This is a genomic window from Acetobacter papayae (assembly GCF_047721125.1).
In the GTDB taxonomy this organism is placed as follows: Bacteria; Pseudomonadota; Alphaproteobacteria; order Acetobacterales; family Acetobacteraceae; genus Acetobacter; species Acetobacter papayae.
In genome coordinates, this window is the sequence record NZ_JBDNWF010000048.1 from 1 (window position 1) to 16,272 (window position 16,272).

Below are 16,272 nucleotides of genomic sequence, written 5' to 3' on the forward strand. Positions count from 1 at the left end.
AGGCGGAATTCCGCGAAATTGGCGAGATGATCGACGAAGTGCTGAGCGCGCTGGCTGCCTCCGGTGGCGAGGGCGATGCGGCTGTGGAACAGGCCGTCCATACCCGCGTCAAGGCTCTGTGCGCACGCTTCCCTATCTATAAAAGATAACAGCGTTAGAAAGAAAAAATACCGTGCAAGGCCCGCTCCGCTGCAAAGATGGGGTGGGCCGCAATGCGGTTTAGCGGGTAGTGACAATGGTGCCGGGGTTGCATGCAGGGCGGCAATCCATGGCAGGGAGAATAACAGACATGGCGCAGCAGGATACACTGGATCTGATCGGGCGGTACTATGCCGCATTCAATGCGGGAGACCGGGAAGGGTTTCTGGCGCTCTTGGCGGATGATGTCATTCACGACATCAATCAGGGTGGGCGCGAGATTGGCCGTGATGCGTTCAGGCGCTTTCTGGAGCGGATGGACAGTGCCTATGCTGAACAGCTCAAGGATATCGTCATCATGGCGGATGAGAGCGGCAACCGGGCTGCCGCTGAATTTATCGTGCATGGCAAATATCTGAAAACGGATGAGGGCCTGCCTGAAGCCAAGGGCCAGACCTACATTCTGCCAGCCGGTGCTTTTTTTGAAGTGCGTGACGGCAAGGTGAGCAGGATCAGCAATTATTACAACCTCGAAGACTGGCTTAAGCAGGTTGCAGGCTGACGGCTTTATTGTGCGTAAATGTAAAAAAATGTCGCATTGACGAAAACGATGCCGGTACAAAAGTTCCATCCTTGAATATATCAGACATACCCAGCAGGGTATGTCGATGCTCTGCCAGACTGGCAGAGCAGGGATGGGGGACAGGTTATGCGCGGCACGACTCCCGGATCAGATAAAACGCCCAACCTGCGGGTTGGCATCATTCTGGCAAGACAGTTCACACTTTCGGCGTTTGCTCTTCTGGTCGATCATCTGCGGCTCGCAGCGGATCGCAACGACAACAGCCGCCCGATCCGCTGCCAGTGGCAGGTTATTGCGGAGCAGACTGAGCCCGTGCGTTCCAGTTGTGGCATTCCCGTTAGCCGGGATGCGGGTCTGCTACCTCCATCCGAGTTCGATTACATTATTGTGGTTGGCGGCCTGTTGCAGGGCCGCGAGCAGGTGGGGGAGCAGACCCTTGCCTATCTCCGGCAGGCGGCCTCACAGGGGGTTGCACTTGTTGGGGTCTGTACCGGGGTGTTTGTGCTCTGTCGTGCCGGTGTCATGAAAAACCGCCTGTGTTGCGTAAGCTGGTATCATCGTCAGGATTTCATGGAAGCTTTTCCTGACCACAATGTCAGTAGTGATCGCTTGTTTGTCGCGGATCGCAGCCGTATTTCCTGCTCGGGTGGAGCGGGAACAGCCGATATGGCCAGCTATCTTCTGGAAAAGCATTTCGGTAAATCCACAGCACAGAAGGCCAGCCATGTTCTGTTGCTGGAACGCCAGGCCGTGCGGCAGCAGAACCTGCTCCAGCCAACCCCACCTCTGATGGGTGAAATCAGGCTGACAGCCAACCCGCATGTCAAGCGCGCGGCCATGGCTATGGAGCAGAACATGAACGAGCCTGTGGCTATCGGGGTTATTGCCGAACAGCTAGGCCTGTCGCCAAGGCATCTCGTAAGGTTGTTCCAGACAGAAATCGGCATGAAGCCGACCGATTTTTATCGGCTGATCCGCCTGCGTTATGCGCGGGCCCTGCTCCGGCAGGGAGATATGTCGATTACAGAAATAGCCATAGAAACAGGTTTTTCCGATTGTGCGCATTTTTCACGCCAGTTTAAGGCTCGTTTTGGTCTGACACCAACGGAGCTGCGCCTGATGGCGTCTGGCGGTAGTTATGAAGAGCCCGCTGTCTTTAACGACAATTATGCGGGTGTGAGACTTTTTGAAGAGATGGAACATGTTAGCTGATATGGCGCATTCTGCGGTCATTACGGTAAAATGCCAGAGCAGACCGGGTATCATTGCCGCATTTTCACAAGCGGTTGTGGAATGTGAAGGCGATATCAAGGATATAAACCAGTTTAACGACCGTATGCAGGATCGCTATTTTATGCGCATGGCCTGCACGGTGCGTCCGGCGCAGATGCCCCTGTTGTCCAGAAGGCTTGAAAGTGTTGCGGGCAGGTTGGGGGCGTATCACCAGTTGCGCGAGCGCCAGCAGCCTGTGCGCACGCTGATCATGACATCCCGCTTTGACCATTGCCTGAATGATCTGCTTTACCGCTGGCGTAATGGCGAGATGTCGATGATGCAGCCTGTGGGGGTTGTTTCCAACCACCCGCTGCCTGTGGCCTGCGGCCGGGTGCATCTGGGTGATATCCCGTTCCACCATCTGCCGGTAACGGAGGAAGGGCGGGACGAGCAGGAAGAGGCCCTGCGCGGGATCATGGAGGAAAGTGGGGCGGAGCTTCTGGTTCTGGCCCGCTATATGCAGGTTTTTTCTGATCGGTTTGTCAGGGATGTGGAAGGGCGTTGTATTAATATCCATCGCTCTTTCCTGCCGGGATTCAGGGGGCAGGAGCCATACCATCAGGCCAGCCAGCGCGGTGTTAAGCTGATTGGTGCAACTGCTCATTACGTGACGACTGATCTGGATGAAGGCCCGATTATAGAACAGGATATCGAGCCCATTACGCATACCGATACGATAGAGGATCTGGTGCGCAAGGGCCGCGATATCGAGCGCCGGGTTCTGGCCCGTGCCGTCCGTTACCATCTGGATGGCCGCGTTTTCCTGAATGATGACAGGACGGTGGTTTTTCCAGACTGACAGGTTTGCCCACAGCCATACACTAAAGGCCGAGGCATCTACCCCGGCACGTTAGTGCATGGTTGTGGGGTGTAAGGTTTGCAGAGATGGGCCGCTGGCAATGACCTGCATATCCACCGCAGGGTCTGGTGCCGCCAGTGTACGTAGTGCCTCTAAGCTCTGATGGAACAGCCTCACGGTTACGTATGACCCGTTGGGTGAGCGCCAGAGTTCAAAGGCCAGAGTTGTGTCAGGCGCAGTTGGGTCGGGCTGATCGGTAAAGGACCAGTCCAGCCCGTAGAATGTGGCCAGCATATCCAGATTGGTGTCATGCCCCGAGAGAACGAGCAGTCTTGTCTGCTCTGTGGCTGCGGGCAACGCGGTGCTGGGTTTGCCAGCCAGCACATCCTGCACGACCGATACCATAGTCGCCCCTTTGTGGGCGGCCAGAGTGGGCAGGCGGCGGATCAGCCAGCTTTCCTCTGTATGGAGAGGGAAAACCTGTTCAATCAGGGTTGCCGGGTTTTGCTGGCCAAAAGGTTCAGCGTGTACGGGCATCCCTTGTGCATATTCCAAAAGCAGATTTTCCGCGGCTGTTCCACCTGTGGCAATACCCCCTTCAAGACGGGGTTTGTCGTTTTTCCATGCGAGTATCGCTGTGTTCGTGCTGAGGCAATGAGGCTTGTCCGTGGTGCAGGCGGTCGGTGCCAAAACGGCCTGCAACGTGTTCATGCTGTTGCCAACAGTGGTGGGTATGGCGCTGGTCCTCTGGTTGAATTCACGCGTAATGGCATTTTGTTCCTGCACACTTAGCGGTGTGGCTGGGCCTGCAAAAATGGGGTCTTCCTGTGACGCCTCAAGCGAGAGGGACTGCTGCTTGCAGGAGGGAGCCAGATGTCCGGCCCAGATGGCCCCACTTTCACGCGTGCGGTGATCCTTAGAGTCGGCCCAGATGGTGACGCTCCCCGGTGTCGGGCAGCCCGTGGCCGGGAGCAGGCCCGCCTTAACATAGTGCTGGCGTACCATGCCAACCATCTGCTCCAGTGCCTGTTTACCGTGGTCTGTTAGTTCCCCCGGCGCAACAGGCCATTGTGCCCAGACATGGCCAGTCTGGGTTTGTAGGGTTTGCGGCGGCTTGGTTGGGCTGCGTACGCCGTGGCGGGCAACCAGCACGACCCGTTCCAGCACGGGCTCTTGTTGTGTGGTAGGGGTAGGAGGGGCTGCAAGAGCCGGTGTGCTTGCAAGTAGCGCGCATAACAGGGTTAGAGGTCTCATGGCATGGTCACCGCAAGGTTAAAGAACACGCTACGCCCGGGATTGCGCCAGTAAAGAGGGGCATCGCCATAGCTCTGGTTGCCAGCAAAGTTGCTAATAGCCTGATTATTGAACAGATTGCCAATTTTAAGGCTGGGTGTGATTTCGCGGAAGATGCTGCCAGCATTACGAATGCGCCAGCCCAAAGCAAGGTCGGCAGTGACGTTGCTATTTATTTTATACTGGTTTGCAAACTGCGTATTGCCTGCCGCATTGGTGGTGCTGTCCAGCCCCCAGTGTTTGCCGACATATTTTCCAATAATAGAAAAATAAGCTCCCCGTTCGTTCTCGTAAAGTAGCCCAAAGGAGGCCAGCATGTTAGGGGTGGAGGCAACGTCTACATCGGTATGTTTGTATTTGGCACTATTGACGCTGTAATTTCCGTAAAGCGAGAGCCCATAACCGATAACATATTGTGCTTCCAGTTCCAGTCCTTTGTATATTGCACCACCACTGTTAACATAGGTGGACGTGGTGCCATAACCGGGAACGGAAATCTGTGCGGCCGCAATATAGTTTGAAAAATTGATGTAATAGGCGTCTGCTGCAAGCATCCATTTTTTATCTCGGTAAACGGAACCGATCTGGTAGTTCATGGTTGTTTCGGGCTTTACATTGCCAACATTCCCGACCTGAAAAACGGAAATGGGGGGGGCCAGAAAACCACGGGCAATCTGTGCATAAGCGCTCCACTGGCTCATGATACGCTGGTTTATGGCAATGGATGGCTGCCATGATGTAAAGGTCTGTGTGGCGTTCAGAGGTTGTTTGGTGGATTTGTTCAGTGCCGCATCATAATCACGGTGGAAGTATGAGTATTTGATACCGGGTTTGATGGTCATACCCGGTAGTGGGTGTATGTCCAGTTCCAGATAAGGCTGGAGCGTGGTGTTTGTATCCGCAATATTGTAGCTGTACGGGCTGCCCGTTTTGCCGGGAACGGGGATAGACCCTTTGGAAAGATCTACTGCATAGCTAATACGTCTGTCTTTTTGAACGTCGGCCCAAACGCCTAGCTGCACGTCCACATAGTGTGTTTTTGCAGTTAGGTTGAGTGTGTCACCATAATTGCGGAAATGGGCATCAGCGTATTTTCCAGGAATATCCGATTTATACGTTGCCACTTTTTTTCCTGCGGCGTTGTAAAAGGTTACGCCATTGGCATCGAGTGAGCGTTGGCTGGAATCGGTTGATTCCGTATATTCATGCTCAAACCCGGTTGTGTAGAGTGAGTTGTGTAGACTAAGCCAGTTGTTCAGGCGGGTTTTGAGGGCAATGTAGCTAAAGTCGGATGTATAGGTGCTGGGGTTGTAACCATAATAGCACTGTCTGGTCGGGTCTTTGCACAGGCCGTAGTTGTTGCCGTATTTGGCATAATCTTCCAGCGTTGCCCCTTGAGTGGTGTACTGCCATTCCTTGTTATAGGTCGTCTGGATGGTCAGGCTGGTATCATCCGCCAGCTTGATTTCATCCTTGAATAAAATGTTGCTGCGTTTTTCATAGGAATTGGTCAGGTAGCCGTCTGTTTCTTCATGCTGCATGTCCAGAACGATTTTACCAAAACGGGTTTTGCCGCTATCCAGCTCCAGCCCACCTGCCCGGGTGTTAAAGCTGCCATATGTGCCATAAAGCTGGGCACCAGCTTTGCTCGGTGGTGTTTTGGAGCGAAAGCCTACCGTGCCGCCAAAGGTTGCATTGCCAATAGTGGAGGCCGTTCCGGGGCCACGGTCAATCTGCGCTTCACCCAGAAAGTGCGAGATAAATAAAGATGATGTTGTGTGGTGCAGGTCAGAGGCATCGCCAAATGGAATGCCGTCATACGTCATGTTGTACTGTCCGTCCTGAAAACCGCGCAGGCTCATGGTTTCGGCTTTGCCCATGCCGGGCCCATTGGGGTTTTGAGTCCATATGCTGGGCTGGAATTTGATAATATCATCCACGCTGGCGAGCGGAATGATGTTGTTATTGATAAAATTGCTTTGGATGCGCGATGTGGGTTCCGTAATATCCAGCGGCACTACTGCGGGTGACAGGCGCATGGCTCGACCTAGAACAGTAATATGTTCTTCTGCGCTCTGCTCTTTTTTTGTGCTGTCGTTATGTGTTCTAGCTTTGATGGGTGCTGAGGTGGATTTGCGCACGATCAGCATGTTTTTTTGGTGTGCATCGACATCCAGCCCCGTGCCCTGTAGCAGGTGGGTCAGCGCGTCTTCTGGCTCCATGGTGCCATAAACCGGGGAGGCTGTGGCTTTGGCAGCCAGAGCGCTATCCAGTGCAACCTGCTGCCCGGACTGGCGGCTAAAGGTTACAACTGCCTGATTAAGAGGCCCGGGTGGAATGGCAAAATGAACCGGAGCCGCCAAAGCATGCGAAGCAGACAGCACGGATACACTGCACAGGCACAGCGTAAGACAAGAAATACGAACAGAAAAAAAATGCACGGTAGTTGCCCTGCTTGTGACGGAACATACCGTTAAGAGTCAAAGCTGCTGCATTTTCCGCTGGTTTTTTTTGTTACACAAATAAGACGGCTTTCCGTTTAATACAGCAAAAGTGTTTGTGGGGTTTGCGTCAGCTTTGCTCCCAGAATGGTTTGTGCGGCCATGGCAAAAACTTCCGGCTGGTTTAGGTTGAAAACACCTGTCAGCTTACGGTTGGCAAACTCTGCGGAGACGTGGAGTTGCCTTTGGTTGTAGCGGTTAAATGTGCTGACAATGCTGGAAATGCTTTCGTCCCGCGCTTCTAGGAGGCCAAGGCTCCATGCGTTCTGTGTTGCCATTTCCTCGGGTAACAAACTGCGCACTTCGGGGGGGAGATTCCCGGTCAGGCTAATCTGTGAGCCAGCGTTTAGGGTCCACCACTCATTCGAATGGTGCCTGCGCAAGCGCACGCTGCCCGATATGCTTGTGGCCGTAACCTGCGTTGGGGTGCAGGATAAAAGCAGGCGGCCCTGAGGGGCAAAAATAAGGTTGCCTGCTTTGACAATCATACCTGTGCGGCCCAGCACGCAGCAGCGCCCGGCAACAAGACGGCTGCTCTCCAATCCCATTTTGAGCTGGGAGTAACAGTCCAGCGTAATGGTGCCAAAAGCCGTGTGCAGAGGGGCGGAAACGCCATTGGCTGTTACGTAAAGACTATTGGCCTTGCCCTGCGGCTTGGGAGTGGCAAGGAGCAGGGTGGTTGCCGCTGCGGCAGCAAAAAAGCGACGGCGCGGCAGGGGCGGTAAAGGCGTGGTGTGAGCAATAGGGGGTGCTGCGGGGCCATGCAGTGCTGACAGCCTGCCACTTGCCTGCCAGATGGCCTTTGCACGCAGGAAGGCTCCCTTGTGTCGTCTATCCTGATCCAGCCAGTGTTGTAGTGCCTGCTGTTCGCTTGCGGAAAGGGGGCCTTTGTCTAGTCTGGCCGTCCATCCTGCTGCCGCCTCTTCAGGGGTGGCGCTTGCGAGAGTGGGCGAGACGCGGGCGTCTCTCCTCATCAACGGTCATCTCCCTTTCTGATTCCGAATATTCTTTCGACAAAAAAACAAGTGCGCGAGCAAGCTGTTTTTCTACAATGTTTTCAGAAATGTTTAATTGCGTGGCGCATTCCTTCTGGCTCAGACCACGTGCCCTACGTAGAATAAAAATATCCCGGCAACGGGCTGGTAGCTTTGCTATGGCTTTTTCCAGAAAGCGCATTTCTTGCCGCGCATGCACAACCTGCTCGGCCGAAGGCATGGCATCTGGCATGGTATCGGCCTGCATAAGGGCAAGGCTTGTCACCGGCACTACACGTGCGCGCCGGTAATGCTGCATAACCAGATTGCGGCAGATAGACGTAAAATATGCGAGCGGGTTGGCAATGCCTGCCCAGTCGGCCTCCGCTATGGTCACATAGGCTTCGTGGATAATGTCATCTGCATCGATATCCGCATAGCGCCGGAGCCTTGCGCGGATATGATTTTCGTGCGGGAGAATATGAGTGGCCAGCCAGATGCTGCACTGGTCTGAATTGTTGAACAATCGAACCCTCTGCCCGCCAGTGTGGTTGATTGGCAGGCATGTAGCAATTGCATGGGTTAAGCAGTGTGAAAGTTGCGTGACAAAGGGCTGAGCCTATACCGCACTCAGTATGAGTGTGCAGCGCAGGTAAACAGATTAAGGGCCGCACCTGAAGGGATTGAAGAACCGTGGACTAAAGCAGTCCAGAGGCTTCGCCGCAGACTATGACAAGCCGCAATCAACTTCCCTTGCAGCAAGGTAAGCCGTTGCTGCTCTCTTCGGAAGTGATTGACGATGCACTCTGGTTTGTTTGCTCCAGTACTATATCGGGCACTGTGTGGTTTCAGGCCGCATCCTGGCTGACCTGCACAACCGCGCTGATAATGCTGCGCTCATCGCACAGGCCAATAATGCTGCTGCCGTTATGCACGAGCAGGGGCCACGGGCTTTGCTGGCTCAGGGCTGCCATTTCACTCAAAGACGTTGTTTGATGCACACATAAAATGCAGTCTTCGGCCAGTGTCTGCGGTGCAGGCTGCCCTTCTGCCAGAAAAAGCGTGGAGAAGTTTCGTGTATCGGATACGAGCTTGCCGGTTGCAGCTTCCAGCCTGTAAGGGCCGCTCCCCGCTAGGTTAAGGTTCGACAGATCAGGTGCCAGCGGCTTCATGAAAGAGTCAGCGCTCAGAATGGGGAGCGGATTCATGTGGCTGATGAAGTCGCGCACATAATCATTGGCTGGGGTCGCCACGATTTCCTGCGGTGTGCCGGTCTGAACGATACGGCCTTCCTTCATGATCGTGATCTGGTTGCCAATCTTCATGGCTTCATCAATGTCATGGCTGACAAAGAGAATGGTTTTCTTGAGCTTTTTCTGAAGCATCATCAGCTCATCCTGCAGCTTGCGCCGGATCAGCGGGTCAAGGGCAGAAAATGGCTCATCCATCAGCAGGATATCGGCATCGGTGGCAAAGGCGCGGGCCAGCCCCACGCGCTGCTGCATCCCGCCGGAGAGATCCTTGACGTTGGCATCGGCCCATTTGTCCAGCCCGACAAGCTCCAGTTTTTCATCGACCATTTCACGGCGGATTGCAGGTGCTATGTCGCGCAGTTCCAGACCCAAGCCGACATTCTCGCGCACACTGCGCCAGGGCAGGATGGCAAACTGCTGGAACACCATGGCAATGCGTGTTTTGCGCAGGTCCCGCAGCGTATCATCATTGCACGATGCGATATCGACATGCGCCACGCCATTACCGATCAGCACCTCGCCATTGACCGTCTTGTTTAGCCGGTTTGCTGCGCGCAGCAGGGTGGATTTGCCTGAACCGGACAGCCCCATGAGCACGCTGATCTTGCCGCGTTCAACCTCAAGATTGGCGTCGGACACGCCTAGAACAACGCCGGTGGCTTCAAGAATTTCAGCCCGGCTTTTCCCTTCACGGGCCAGTACAATGGCTTTGTCCACCAGTCCTCCCCCTTTGCGGGAGGGGAACATGATATCGACATGGCGGAAGGACAGAGCAGAATTCATTGTCCGGAGTCTCCAGAACGGCAGACACGATCGAGAATAATAGCCAGAATAACGATGGCGAAGCCCGCTTCGAACCCGACATCCACCTGCACGGTGTTAAGAGCGCGTACGACAGGCACCCCAAGTCCCCCGGCACCCACAAGGGCAGCAATAACAACCATGGACAGGCTGAGCATGATGCACTGTGTCAGTCCTGCACGGATCATGGGCAGGGCGGCTGGCAGTTCGATTTTCCAAAGAAGCTGGCGGGGCGTTGCGCCAAAGGCTTCCCCCGCTTCAAGAAAGGTTTTGGACACTGAGGCAATGCCCATTTCCGTCATGCGGATGGGGGCAGGAATAGCGAAAATGATGGTGGAAATAAGCCCAGGCACCGTGCCTAACCCGAACAGGATCAGGGTCGGGATCAGATAGACAAAGGTAGGCAGTGTCTGCATCAGATCCAGCAGCGGGTGCATGGCCTTGTTCAACCAGGGGCGGTGTGCCGCGGCAATACCCAGCGGCACACCAATGAGCATGGAAATAAGGGTGGAAAACAGGATGAGCGATAGCGTGGCCATCGTATCATCCCAGTAGCCCTGATTGAGAATGAACAGTAAGCCGACCCCCACCAGTGTCGGGGCCAGAAACCGCCGCTTGAGTGCGGCGGTACCGGCAACGGCCAGAACGATCAGCATGATGGGAGGGGCGGCCTGCAACAGGGTCGTGAACGAGTCCACGCCCCATGTGATACTGCCGCTGATGACATCCAGCAGACCTGTGCAGTGGACTCGGACTAGATCGACAAGATCCGACATCCACAGACCCAGCGGGATTTTATGGGATGTGATCCAGTCATTCGCAGCGTTTAGCATAGGATTGTGATCTAAACCTCAAAGACCTAGGGATGCACGAACCGCCGGCAGGGCAGGCGCGCCGTCAAAGGTGGTGACACCATCCAGCCATTTATCCAGCACGTCAGGATGTGCTTTCAGCCACTGCTTGGTTGCTTCAGGGGCGGGAACATGATCTTCCGAAATGGCTTTCATCATTTCGTTTTCAGCCGATACGGTAAAGGCAAGCTGCTTGAGCAGGCGGCCGACATTGGGGCATTCAGCCACGTAGCCCTTGCGCACGATGGTATCGACTTCAGCCGAGGCACCAAAGGCTTTCTCGCCACCGGTCAGGTAGGTGATGTTGAAATGCATGTTCATGGGGTGGGGTTCCCATGCCAGAAACACGATTGGCTCCTTGGCGGCAACGGCCCGAGCCACCTGCGAGAGCATGCCCTGTTCGCTGCTTTCGTTCAGGTGGAATTTACCCAGACCGAATTCATTGTGCTGAATCATGCCCAGAATGATCCGGTTGCCATCATTGCCGGGTTCGATTCCGTAAATGGTGCCATGCAGCTTTTCAGCCCAGCCCGCGATATCCTTGAAATCATGCACGCCCTGTGCCGCCACGTAATCCGGCACGCCCAGCGTGTAGTGTGCACCAGACAGGTTGGTGGCGATACGCTCGACAGCACCTTTTTCCAGATAGGGCCCGATAACCGATGCGCCGGACGGCTCCCAGTCGCTCATGAAGGCGTCGAGCTTCTTGATCTGAAGTGACAGGTAGACAACCGAAAGGGCGACCATGGGGGTCTGGGTCTTGTAGCCCATGCCATGCAGCACATTGGCTGTTAGTGCCGTGACAGCGGTGGCGTCTGTCCAGCCGACATCGCCGAGGCGAACGGTCTGACAGGAGGCCGGGTCGGCGGCGGAGGCGGGCAGGGCGGCAAGGGATGAAGAAATAAGAACCGAGGCGGCAAGGAGTAGCTTTTTCATCGGCGGTGTTCTCCAGCTGGTATGCGTCTGATTCACAGGCTGGATCATTCTGAATAAAAAATGAAATGAAGTGCAAGGGAAATACGGAGAAAAAGAAGGAATTTTTTGTAAATAACTCAAGTGGATGTAATATTTTCAGCAGGTGGCATTTTCTTCAAACGAATGTCCATGTCATTCAATAAGAGAATATGGTTTCTTGTGTGAAATGACGAGCCGCCCGTATGCGGCGTCCTGTCCGGTGACGAATTAAAGAGGAATTTATGGAAATTTGCCGTAGCTGGGTGGGCGGGCAGCCCCTGCCGTCAACCGGAGAGCGTTTTCCGGTTATAAATCCCGCCACCGGAGAGGTACTGACACAGGCCGAAAGTGCCACGGCGGAAACCATGGCCGCCGCAGTGGAAACGGCGCGGGCCGGGCAGAAGGTCTGGGCTGCCATGACGGGGGCCGAACGCGGTCGTATTCTGCGGCGCGCGGCTGACCTGCTACGTGAAAACAATAGCGAACTCGCCCGGCTGGAAACGCTGGACACCGGCAAACCCATTGCCGAGACCGAAGCGGTGGATATCCTGTCCGGTGCGGATGCGCTTGAGTATTTCGGTGCGGTGGCAGCCAATCTGAATGGTGAAGCCGTTGACCTCGGGCCGCAGGCTTTCGGCTATACCCGCCGGGAGCCGCTGGGCCTTACTGCAGGCATTGGCGCGTGGAACTACCCGATTCAGATCGCATGCTGGAAATCCGCGCCTGCGCTGGCCTGCGGCAATGCCATGCTGTTCAAACCCTCGGAAATGACACCGCTGACAGCCGTGCATCTAGCCCGGATTTACAAACAGGCAGGCGTGCCCGATGGTGTGTTCAACGTCGTGCAGGGGGCGGCCGATGTGGGCCGCATGCTGGTGAGCGAACCCGCCATCCGCAAGGTGTCCCTGACCGGAGAAGTCGGAACCGGGCGGCGCGTGATGGCAGGGGCGGCTGAAACGCTCAAATACGTTACGCTTGAACTGGGTGGCAAATCGCCACTGATTGTTTTTGAGGACGCGGATATCGATAACGCCGTATCTGCCGCGCTGCTGGCCAATTTTTATTCAGCGGGTGAGATCTGTTCAAACGGTACGCGTGTTTTTGTCCATGTTTCCATCCGTGATCGTTTTCTGGCAGCACTGAAGGCGCGCGTTGAAAAAATCCGCGTTGGCGCGCCGCTTGATCCGCAGAGCCAGATGGGTTCCCTGATTTCGCAGGGGCATATGGAAAAAGTGCTTGAGTATATTGAAATCGGCAAACAGGAAGGAGCGCGGCTTCTGACTGGCGGATACCGCGTGCAGGAAGGTGATCTGGCGCATGGGGCTTTTGTTGCCCCCACGGTTTTTGCCGATTGCGTGGATGAAATGCGCATCATGCGTGAAGAAATTTTTGGCCCCGTTATGGCTGTTTCTGACTTTGTTGAGGAAGACGAGGTTATTGCTCGCGCCAATGCAACCGTTTTTGGTCTGGCGGCGGGTGTGTTCTCATCCGATCTGGCGCGTGCTCACAGGGTTATTCATCAGCTTGAAGCCGGCACATGCTGGATCAACACTTATAATATCACCCCGATCGAGCTGCCGTTTGGCGGATACAAGCAGTCGGGCCTTGGGCGTGAAAACAGCCGTCTGGCTGTTGAACATTACACACAGGTCAAGAGCGTTTACGTGAATCTTGGCGGTGTGGATGCCCCTTATTAAGCGGAAGAAAACGCATGTCTGAGTTCGATTACATCGTTATCGGGGCTGGTTCGGCCGGGTGCGTGCTGGCTAACCGGCTGAGCGAAAGCGGGCAGGATACGGTGCTGCTGCTTGAATTCGGCGGAAGCGATAAATCCATTATCGTGCAGATGCCTTCCGCGCTGGCCATGCCCATGCACGACAAGCGCTTCAATTGGTTTTACGAGAGTGAACCCGAGCCGAACCTGAACGGACGGCGCATGCACACGCCGCGTGGCAAGGGGCTGGGTGGGTCTTCCTCCATCAACGGCATGGTGTATGTGCGTGGTCATGCGCTGGACTTTGCCGAATGGGAGCAAATGGGAGCAACCGGGTGGAACTACGCGAATGTTCTGCCGTATTTCCGCCGCGCCGAAGGGTGTGATGAGGGCGATGCCGAATATCGTGGTCGGCATGGCATGTTGCAGACCCAGTATGGCACGCTGGATAACCCCCTGCATGAAGCCTGGATGAAGGCGGGTGAGCAGGCCGGTTATGTGCGGACTGGAGATTATAACGGCTACCGTCAGGAAGGCTTTGACCGGATGAGTATGACGGTCAAGGACGGGGTGCGCTGGAGCACGGCCAATGCTTATCTGCGCCCGGCCTTGTCGCGCAAAAACCTCAGCCTTGAAACCCATGCCCGCGTCATGCGGCTTGTGTTCGAGGGGCGGCGGGCTGTTGGCGTGGTTTACCGGCAGGGTAATCAGGAGTTCACGGTGCGGGCGCGGCGTGAGGTGATTCTGAGCGGTGGTTCCATCAACTCGCCGCAGTTGCTCAAACTCTCCGGTATCGGGCCTGCACAGGAACTGCGTGAGCATGGTATTTCCGTGCTGGCGGACAGGCCAGGTGTTGGTGAGAATTTGCAGGATCATCTGGAATTCTATTTTCAGGTCGCCTGCACGCAGCCCATCACCCTGTATTCCGCCATGGGGCCACTGGCCAAGCTGGGAATCGGCCTGCGCTGGCTTGCGCGCAAGGACGGGCTGGGGGCTAGCAACCATTTTGAAAGCTGTGGCTTTATCCGCAGCCGGGCGGGAATCGAATACCCCGATATCCAGTTCCACTTCCTACCGCTGGCCGTCACGTATGATGGTAAGGGACTGGCCTCAAGCCATGGTTTTCAGGCTCATGTCGGGCCTATGCGGTCCAAAAGTCGTGGCTGGGTGCGCCTGCGTTCTTCCAACCCGGAAGACAAACCGCTGATTGCCTTCAATTACATGAGCCACCCGGATGACTGGGTGGATATGCGTAACTGCGTGCGTTTGACGCGCGAGATTTTTGCGCAGGAGGCTTTCGATCCTTTCCGCGGGCGTGAAATCCAGCCCGGAGCCGACTGCCAGACGGATGAACAGATCGATGCGTTTATTCGTGACAAGGTGGAAAGTGCGCTGCACCCCTCCTGCACCTGTAAAATGGGTCGGGCGGATGACCCTATGGCTGTAGTGGATTCTGAAACGCGCGTGATTGGTGTGGAAGGTCTGCGGGTTGTCGATTCTTCCATCATGCCCCGGATCACCAATGGTAACCTGAACGCGCCCACAGTCATGATTGCGGAAAAAGCTTCCGACCATATTATGGGCAAGCCTCCGCTCCCGGCGTCTAACGCGCCATATTACGTGCCGGAAAACTGGCAGACCCATCAGCGCTGATTGACACGGGGGCGCGCAAAGACAAAGGATGCAACAAGATATGGAGCACCAGATTCCGCCTGCTGTGGCAGATTTTCTGCAACGACATGGCCTGTCCTATCAGGCGGTTTTTCACCCGCAAGTGCATACGGTGGAAGAGGCCATGCCGTACTGGCAGCAACTGCCGGGACTGCATACAAAAAATCTGTTTCTCAAGGATGCTAAAGGCAAACTGTTTGTTGTGACCTGTCTGGCAGGGCGGTCGCTGGACATGAAAAAGCTGCCAGAAGCCTTGAACAGCAAAAAGCTTTCATTCGGCAAACCTGAACTGATGTGGGAATGCCTGCAAACGCAGCCCGGTGCGCTCGGGCCTTTGAGCATGCTGGCTGATACTGCGCATCAGGTTACGTTTGCCATTGATGAGGCATTGTGGAATGCGGATTTCGTGACATGCCACCCCATGGTGAATACATGCACGGTTTCCATGGCGGTGCCTGACCTGAAAGCCGCACTCAAACATATGGGAGTTGAACCGGTGGTGTTGGCACTGGAGCCGAAAGGAGCCGAAGCTGCCTGAATGGCATGATTGCAGGGCCCCCACATCATTGGAGGGCTTTGCTGTTAGTCGCTTATTCTTGATTTTAATAATCACTATCAATTATAAGGGCCGAAATCTCAGGAAAGGGACGGCCCAGCATGTTGGTATGTATTTCCAGTGTACTGACACAGGATGAAGTGGCACATTGCCGCAGCGTGCTGGAACAGCAGGACTGGGTAGACGGCAAGGTTACGGCGGGCGAGCAGTCTGCCAAGGCCAAAACCAACCTTCAGATTCCGCAGGATAGTCAGGCCAGCCGCGAACTGGGGGAACTGATTTTGCGCGCTTTGGGCCGCAATCCCATGTTCAATAGCGCAGCCCTGCCTTTGCGTGTGTATCCGCCCCTGTTCAACCGCTATGATGCTGGCATGCAGTTTGGCATGCATGTGGATAACGCCATTCGCCCCCTGCCGGGCACGGGTATGCGAATCCGCACGGATGTCTCCTCCACCCTGTTTCTGAGCGAGCCGGATGAATATGAGGGGGGTGAACTGGTGATTCAGGACACCTATGGCACCCAGCAGGTCAAGCTGGCGGCGGGGGATATGGTAGTCTACCCTTCTACCAGCCTGCATGCCGTAAGTCCGATTACACGGGGCAGCCGCTGGGCTTCCTTTTTCTGGTCGCAATCGCTCGTCAAGGATGATGGACAGAGAACCCTGCTCCACCAGTTCGATCTCTCGATCATGGAAACCCGCAAGGCCCTGCCGGATGATCATGCGGCGGTTCTGGGGCTGACGGCCACCTATCATAATCTACTGAGACAATGGGCTGAACTGTAAACAATGTTTCTACGGTTCATGCACGGGCTGCGGAGTAAACTTTCCCTTGCCCTGATCATAATGGGGGTGCTGGCCAGTGCCAGTGCCAGTGCCAGTGCCAGTGCCAGTGCCAGTGCCAGTGCCA

General features: G+C 55.3%; 14 protein-coding genes and 1 pseudogene. 8 read left to right on the top strand and 7 right to left on the bottom strand.

Annotated features, from left to right (window positions below; genetic code table 11):
• From glyA to purU, 4 genes and pseudogenes are all read left to right on the top strand, one after another.
• Positions 1-149, top strand: a pseudogene (gene glyA / locus ABF757_RS11360) (serine hydroxymethyltransferase); the annotation flags it as partial.
• A 140-nt stretch (positions 150-289) separates the two neighbouring features.
• On the top strand, positions 290-700 hold the full coding sequence (locus ABF757_RS11365; RefSeq protein ID WP_025861242.1) for a ketosteroid isomerase-related protein: 411 nt from the start codon (positions 290-292) through the stop codon (positions 698-700).
• A gap of 147 nt (positions 701-847) precedes the next feature.
• A complete protein-coding gene (locus ABF757_RS11370) occupies positions 848-1,933 on the top strand; it encodes a GlxA family transcriptional regulator (protein WP_415482438.1) in 1,086 nt (361 codons plus the stop codon).
• 1 nt (position 1,934) lies between these two features.
• Positions 1,935-2,795, top strand: a complete 861-nt coding sequence (gene purU, locus ABF757_RS11375) for a formyltetrahydrofolate deformylase (RefSeq protein WP_025861243.1) — start codon at positions 1,935-1,937, stop codon at positions 2,793-2,795.
• A 51-nt stretch (positions 2,796-2,846) separates the two neighbouring features.
• Here purU and ABF757_RS11380 read toward each other — a convergent pair whose 3' ends face one another.
• The 7 genes from ABF757_RS11380 to choX form a co-directional block, all read right to left on the bottom strand.
• Positions 2,847-4,049, bottom strand: a complete 1,203-nt coding sequence (locus tag ABF757_RS11380) for a histidine-type phosphatase (RefSeq protein ID WP_415482439.1) — start codon at positions 4,047-4,049, stop codon at positions 2,847-2,849.
• On the bottom strand, positions 4,046-6,238 hold the full coding sequence (locus ABF757_RS11385; RefSeq protein WP_415482440.1) for a TonB-dependent receptor: 2,193 nt from the start codon (positions 6,236-6,238) through the stop codon (positions 4,046-4,048). The genes ABF757_RS11380 and ABF757_RS11385 overlap by 4 nt, the downstream gene beginning before the upstream one ends.
• 389 nt (positions 6,239-6,627) lie before the next feature.
• On the bottom strand, positions 6,628-7,563 hold the full coding sequence (locus ABF757_RS11390; RefSeq protein WP_415482442.1) for a FecR family protein: 936 nt from the start codon (positions 7,561-7,563) through the stop codon (positions 6,628-6,630).
• The gene (locus ABF757_RS11395; protein WP_415482443.1) at positions 7,514-8,089 is read right to left on the bottom strand and encodes an RNA polymerase sigma factor; all 576 of its coding nucleotides are present in this window, start codon (positions 8,087-8,089) and stop codon (positions 7,514-7,516) included. The genes ABF757_RS11390 and ABF757_RS11395 overlap by 50 nt, the downstream gene beginning before the upstream one ends.
• A 322-nt stretch (positions 8,090-8,411) precedes the next feature.
• Complete coding sequence (locus tag ABF757_RS11400) at positions 8,412-9,599, bottom strand: quaternary amine ABC transporter ATP-binding protein (RefSeq protein WP_025861248.1); 1,188 nt, start codon at positions 9,597-9,599, stop codon at positions 8,412-8,414.
• The gene (gene choW, locus ABF757_RS11405; protein WP_025861250.1) at positions 9,596-10,450 is read right to left on the bottom strand and encodes a choline ABC transporter permease subunit; all 855 of its coding nucleotides are present in this window, start codon (positions 10,448-10,450) and stop codon (positions 9,596-9,598) included. Before choW ends, ABF757_RS11400 begins: the two co-directional genes overlap by 4 nt.
• Before the next feature lie 18 nt (positions 10,451-10,468).
• Entirely contained in the window at positions 10,469-11,404 is a 936-nt protein-coding gene (choX, locus tag ABF757_RS11410; RefSeq protein ID WP_025861251.1) for a choline ABC transporter substrate-binding protein, read from the bottom strand.
• A 260-nt stretch (positions 11,405-11,664) separates the two neighbouring features.
• On the opposite strand from choX, the gene betB reads away from it, so the two are divergent.
• The 4 genes from betB (at position 11,665) to ABF757_RS11430 (ending at position 16,148) form a co-directional block, all read left to right on the top strand.
• Positions 11,665-13,119 (top strand): betaine-aldehyde dehydrogenase, encoded by a 1,455-nt coding sequence (betB, locus tag ABF757_RS11415; RefSeq protein ID WP_415482444.1) that lies wholly within the window; start codon positions 11,665-11,667, stop codon positions 13,117-13,119.
• A gap of 14 nt (positions 13,120-13,133) precedes the next feature.
• Positions 13,134-14,789 (top strand): choline dehydrogenase, encoded by a 1,656-nt coding sequence (gene betA, locus ABF757_RS11420; RefSeq protein WP_415482445.1) that lies wholly within the window; start codon positions 13,134-13,136, stop codon positions 14,787-14,789.
• Positions 14,790-14,829: 40 nt separating this feature from the next.
• Positions 14,830-15,345, top strand: a complete 516-nt coding sequence (locus ABF757_RS11425) for a prolyl-tRNA synthetase associated domain-containing protein (protein WP_415482446.1) — start codon at positions 14,830-14,832, stop codon at positions 15,343-15,345.
• Between the two features lie 119 nt (positions 15,346-15,464).
• On the top strand, positions 15,465-16,148 hold the full coding sequence (locus ABF757_RS11430) for a Fe2+-dependent dioxygenase (RefSeq protein WP_415482447.1): 684 nt from the start codon (positions 15,465-15,467) through the stop codon (positions 16,146-16,148).
• The last annotated feature ends 124 nt before the right edge of the window (positions 16,149-16,272 follow it).

What these genes read in the sequence shown, in the direction of transcription:
- ABF757_RS11365 (WP_025861242.1), top strand. Translation starts at nt 290, where the DNA reads ATGGCGCAGCAGGATACACTGGATCTGATCGGGCGGTACTATGCCGCA.
- ABF757_RS11370 (WP_415482438.1), top strand. Translation starts at nt 848, where the DNA reads ATGCGCGGCACGACTCCCGGATCAGATAAAACGCCCAACCTGCGGGTT.
- purU (WP_025861243.1), top strand. Translation starts at nt 1,935, where the DNA reads ATGGCGCATTCTGCGGTCATTACGGTAAAATGCCAGAGCAGACCGGGT.
- ABF757_RS11380 (WP_415482439.1), bottom strand. Translation starts at nt 4,049, where the DNA reads ATGAGACCTCTAACCCTGTTATGCGCGCTACTTGCAAGCACACCGGCT.
- ABF757_RS11385 (WP_415482440.1), bottom strand. Translation starts at nt 6,238, where the DNA reads ATGCTGATCGTGCGCAAATCCACCTCAGCACCCATCAAAGCTAGAACA.
- ABF757_RS11390 (WP_415482442.1), bottom strand. Translation starts at nt 7,563, where the DNA reads ATGAGGAGAGACGCCCGCGTCTCGCCCACTCTCGCAAGCGCCACCCCT.
- ABF757_RS11400 (WP_025861248.1), bottom strand. Translation starts at nt 9,599, where the DNA reads ATGAATTCTGCTCTGTCCTTCCGCCATGTCGATATCATGTTCCCCTCC.
- choW (WP_025861250.1), bottom strand. Translation starts at nt 10,450, where the DNA reads ATGCTAAACGCTGCGAATGACTGGATCACATCCCATAAAATCCCGCTG.
- choX (WP_025861251.1), bottom strand. Translation starts at nt 11,404, where the DNA reads ATGAAAAAGCTACTCCTTGCCGCCTCGGTTCTTATTTCTTCATCCCTT.
- betB (WP_415482444.1), top strand. Translation starts at nt 11,665, where the DNA reads ATGGAAATTTGCCGTAGCTGGGTGGGCGGGCAGCCCCTGCCGTCAACC.
- betA (WP_415482445.1), top strand. Translation starts at nt 13,134, where the DNA reads ATGTCTGAGTTCGATTACATCGTTATCGGGGCTGGTTCGGCCGGGTGC.
- ABF757_RS11425 (WP_415482446.1), top strand. Translation starts at nt 14,830, where the DNA reads ATGGAGCACCAGATTCCGCCTGCTGTGGCAGATTTTCTGCAACGACAT.
- ABF757_RS11430 (WP_415482447.1), top strand. Translation starts at nt 15,465, where the DNA reads ATGTTGGTATGTATTTCCAGTGTACTGACACAGGATGAAGTGGCACAT.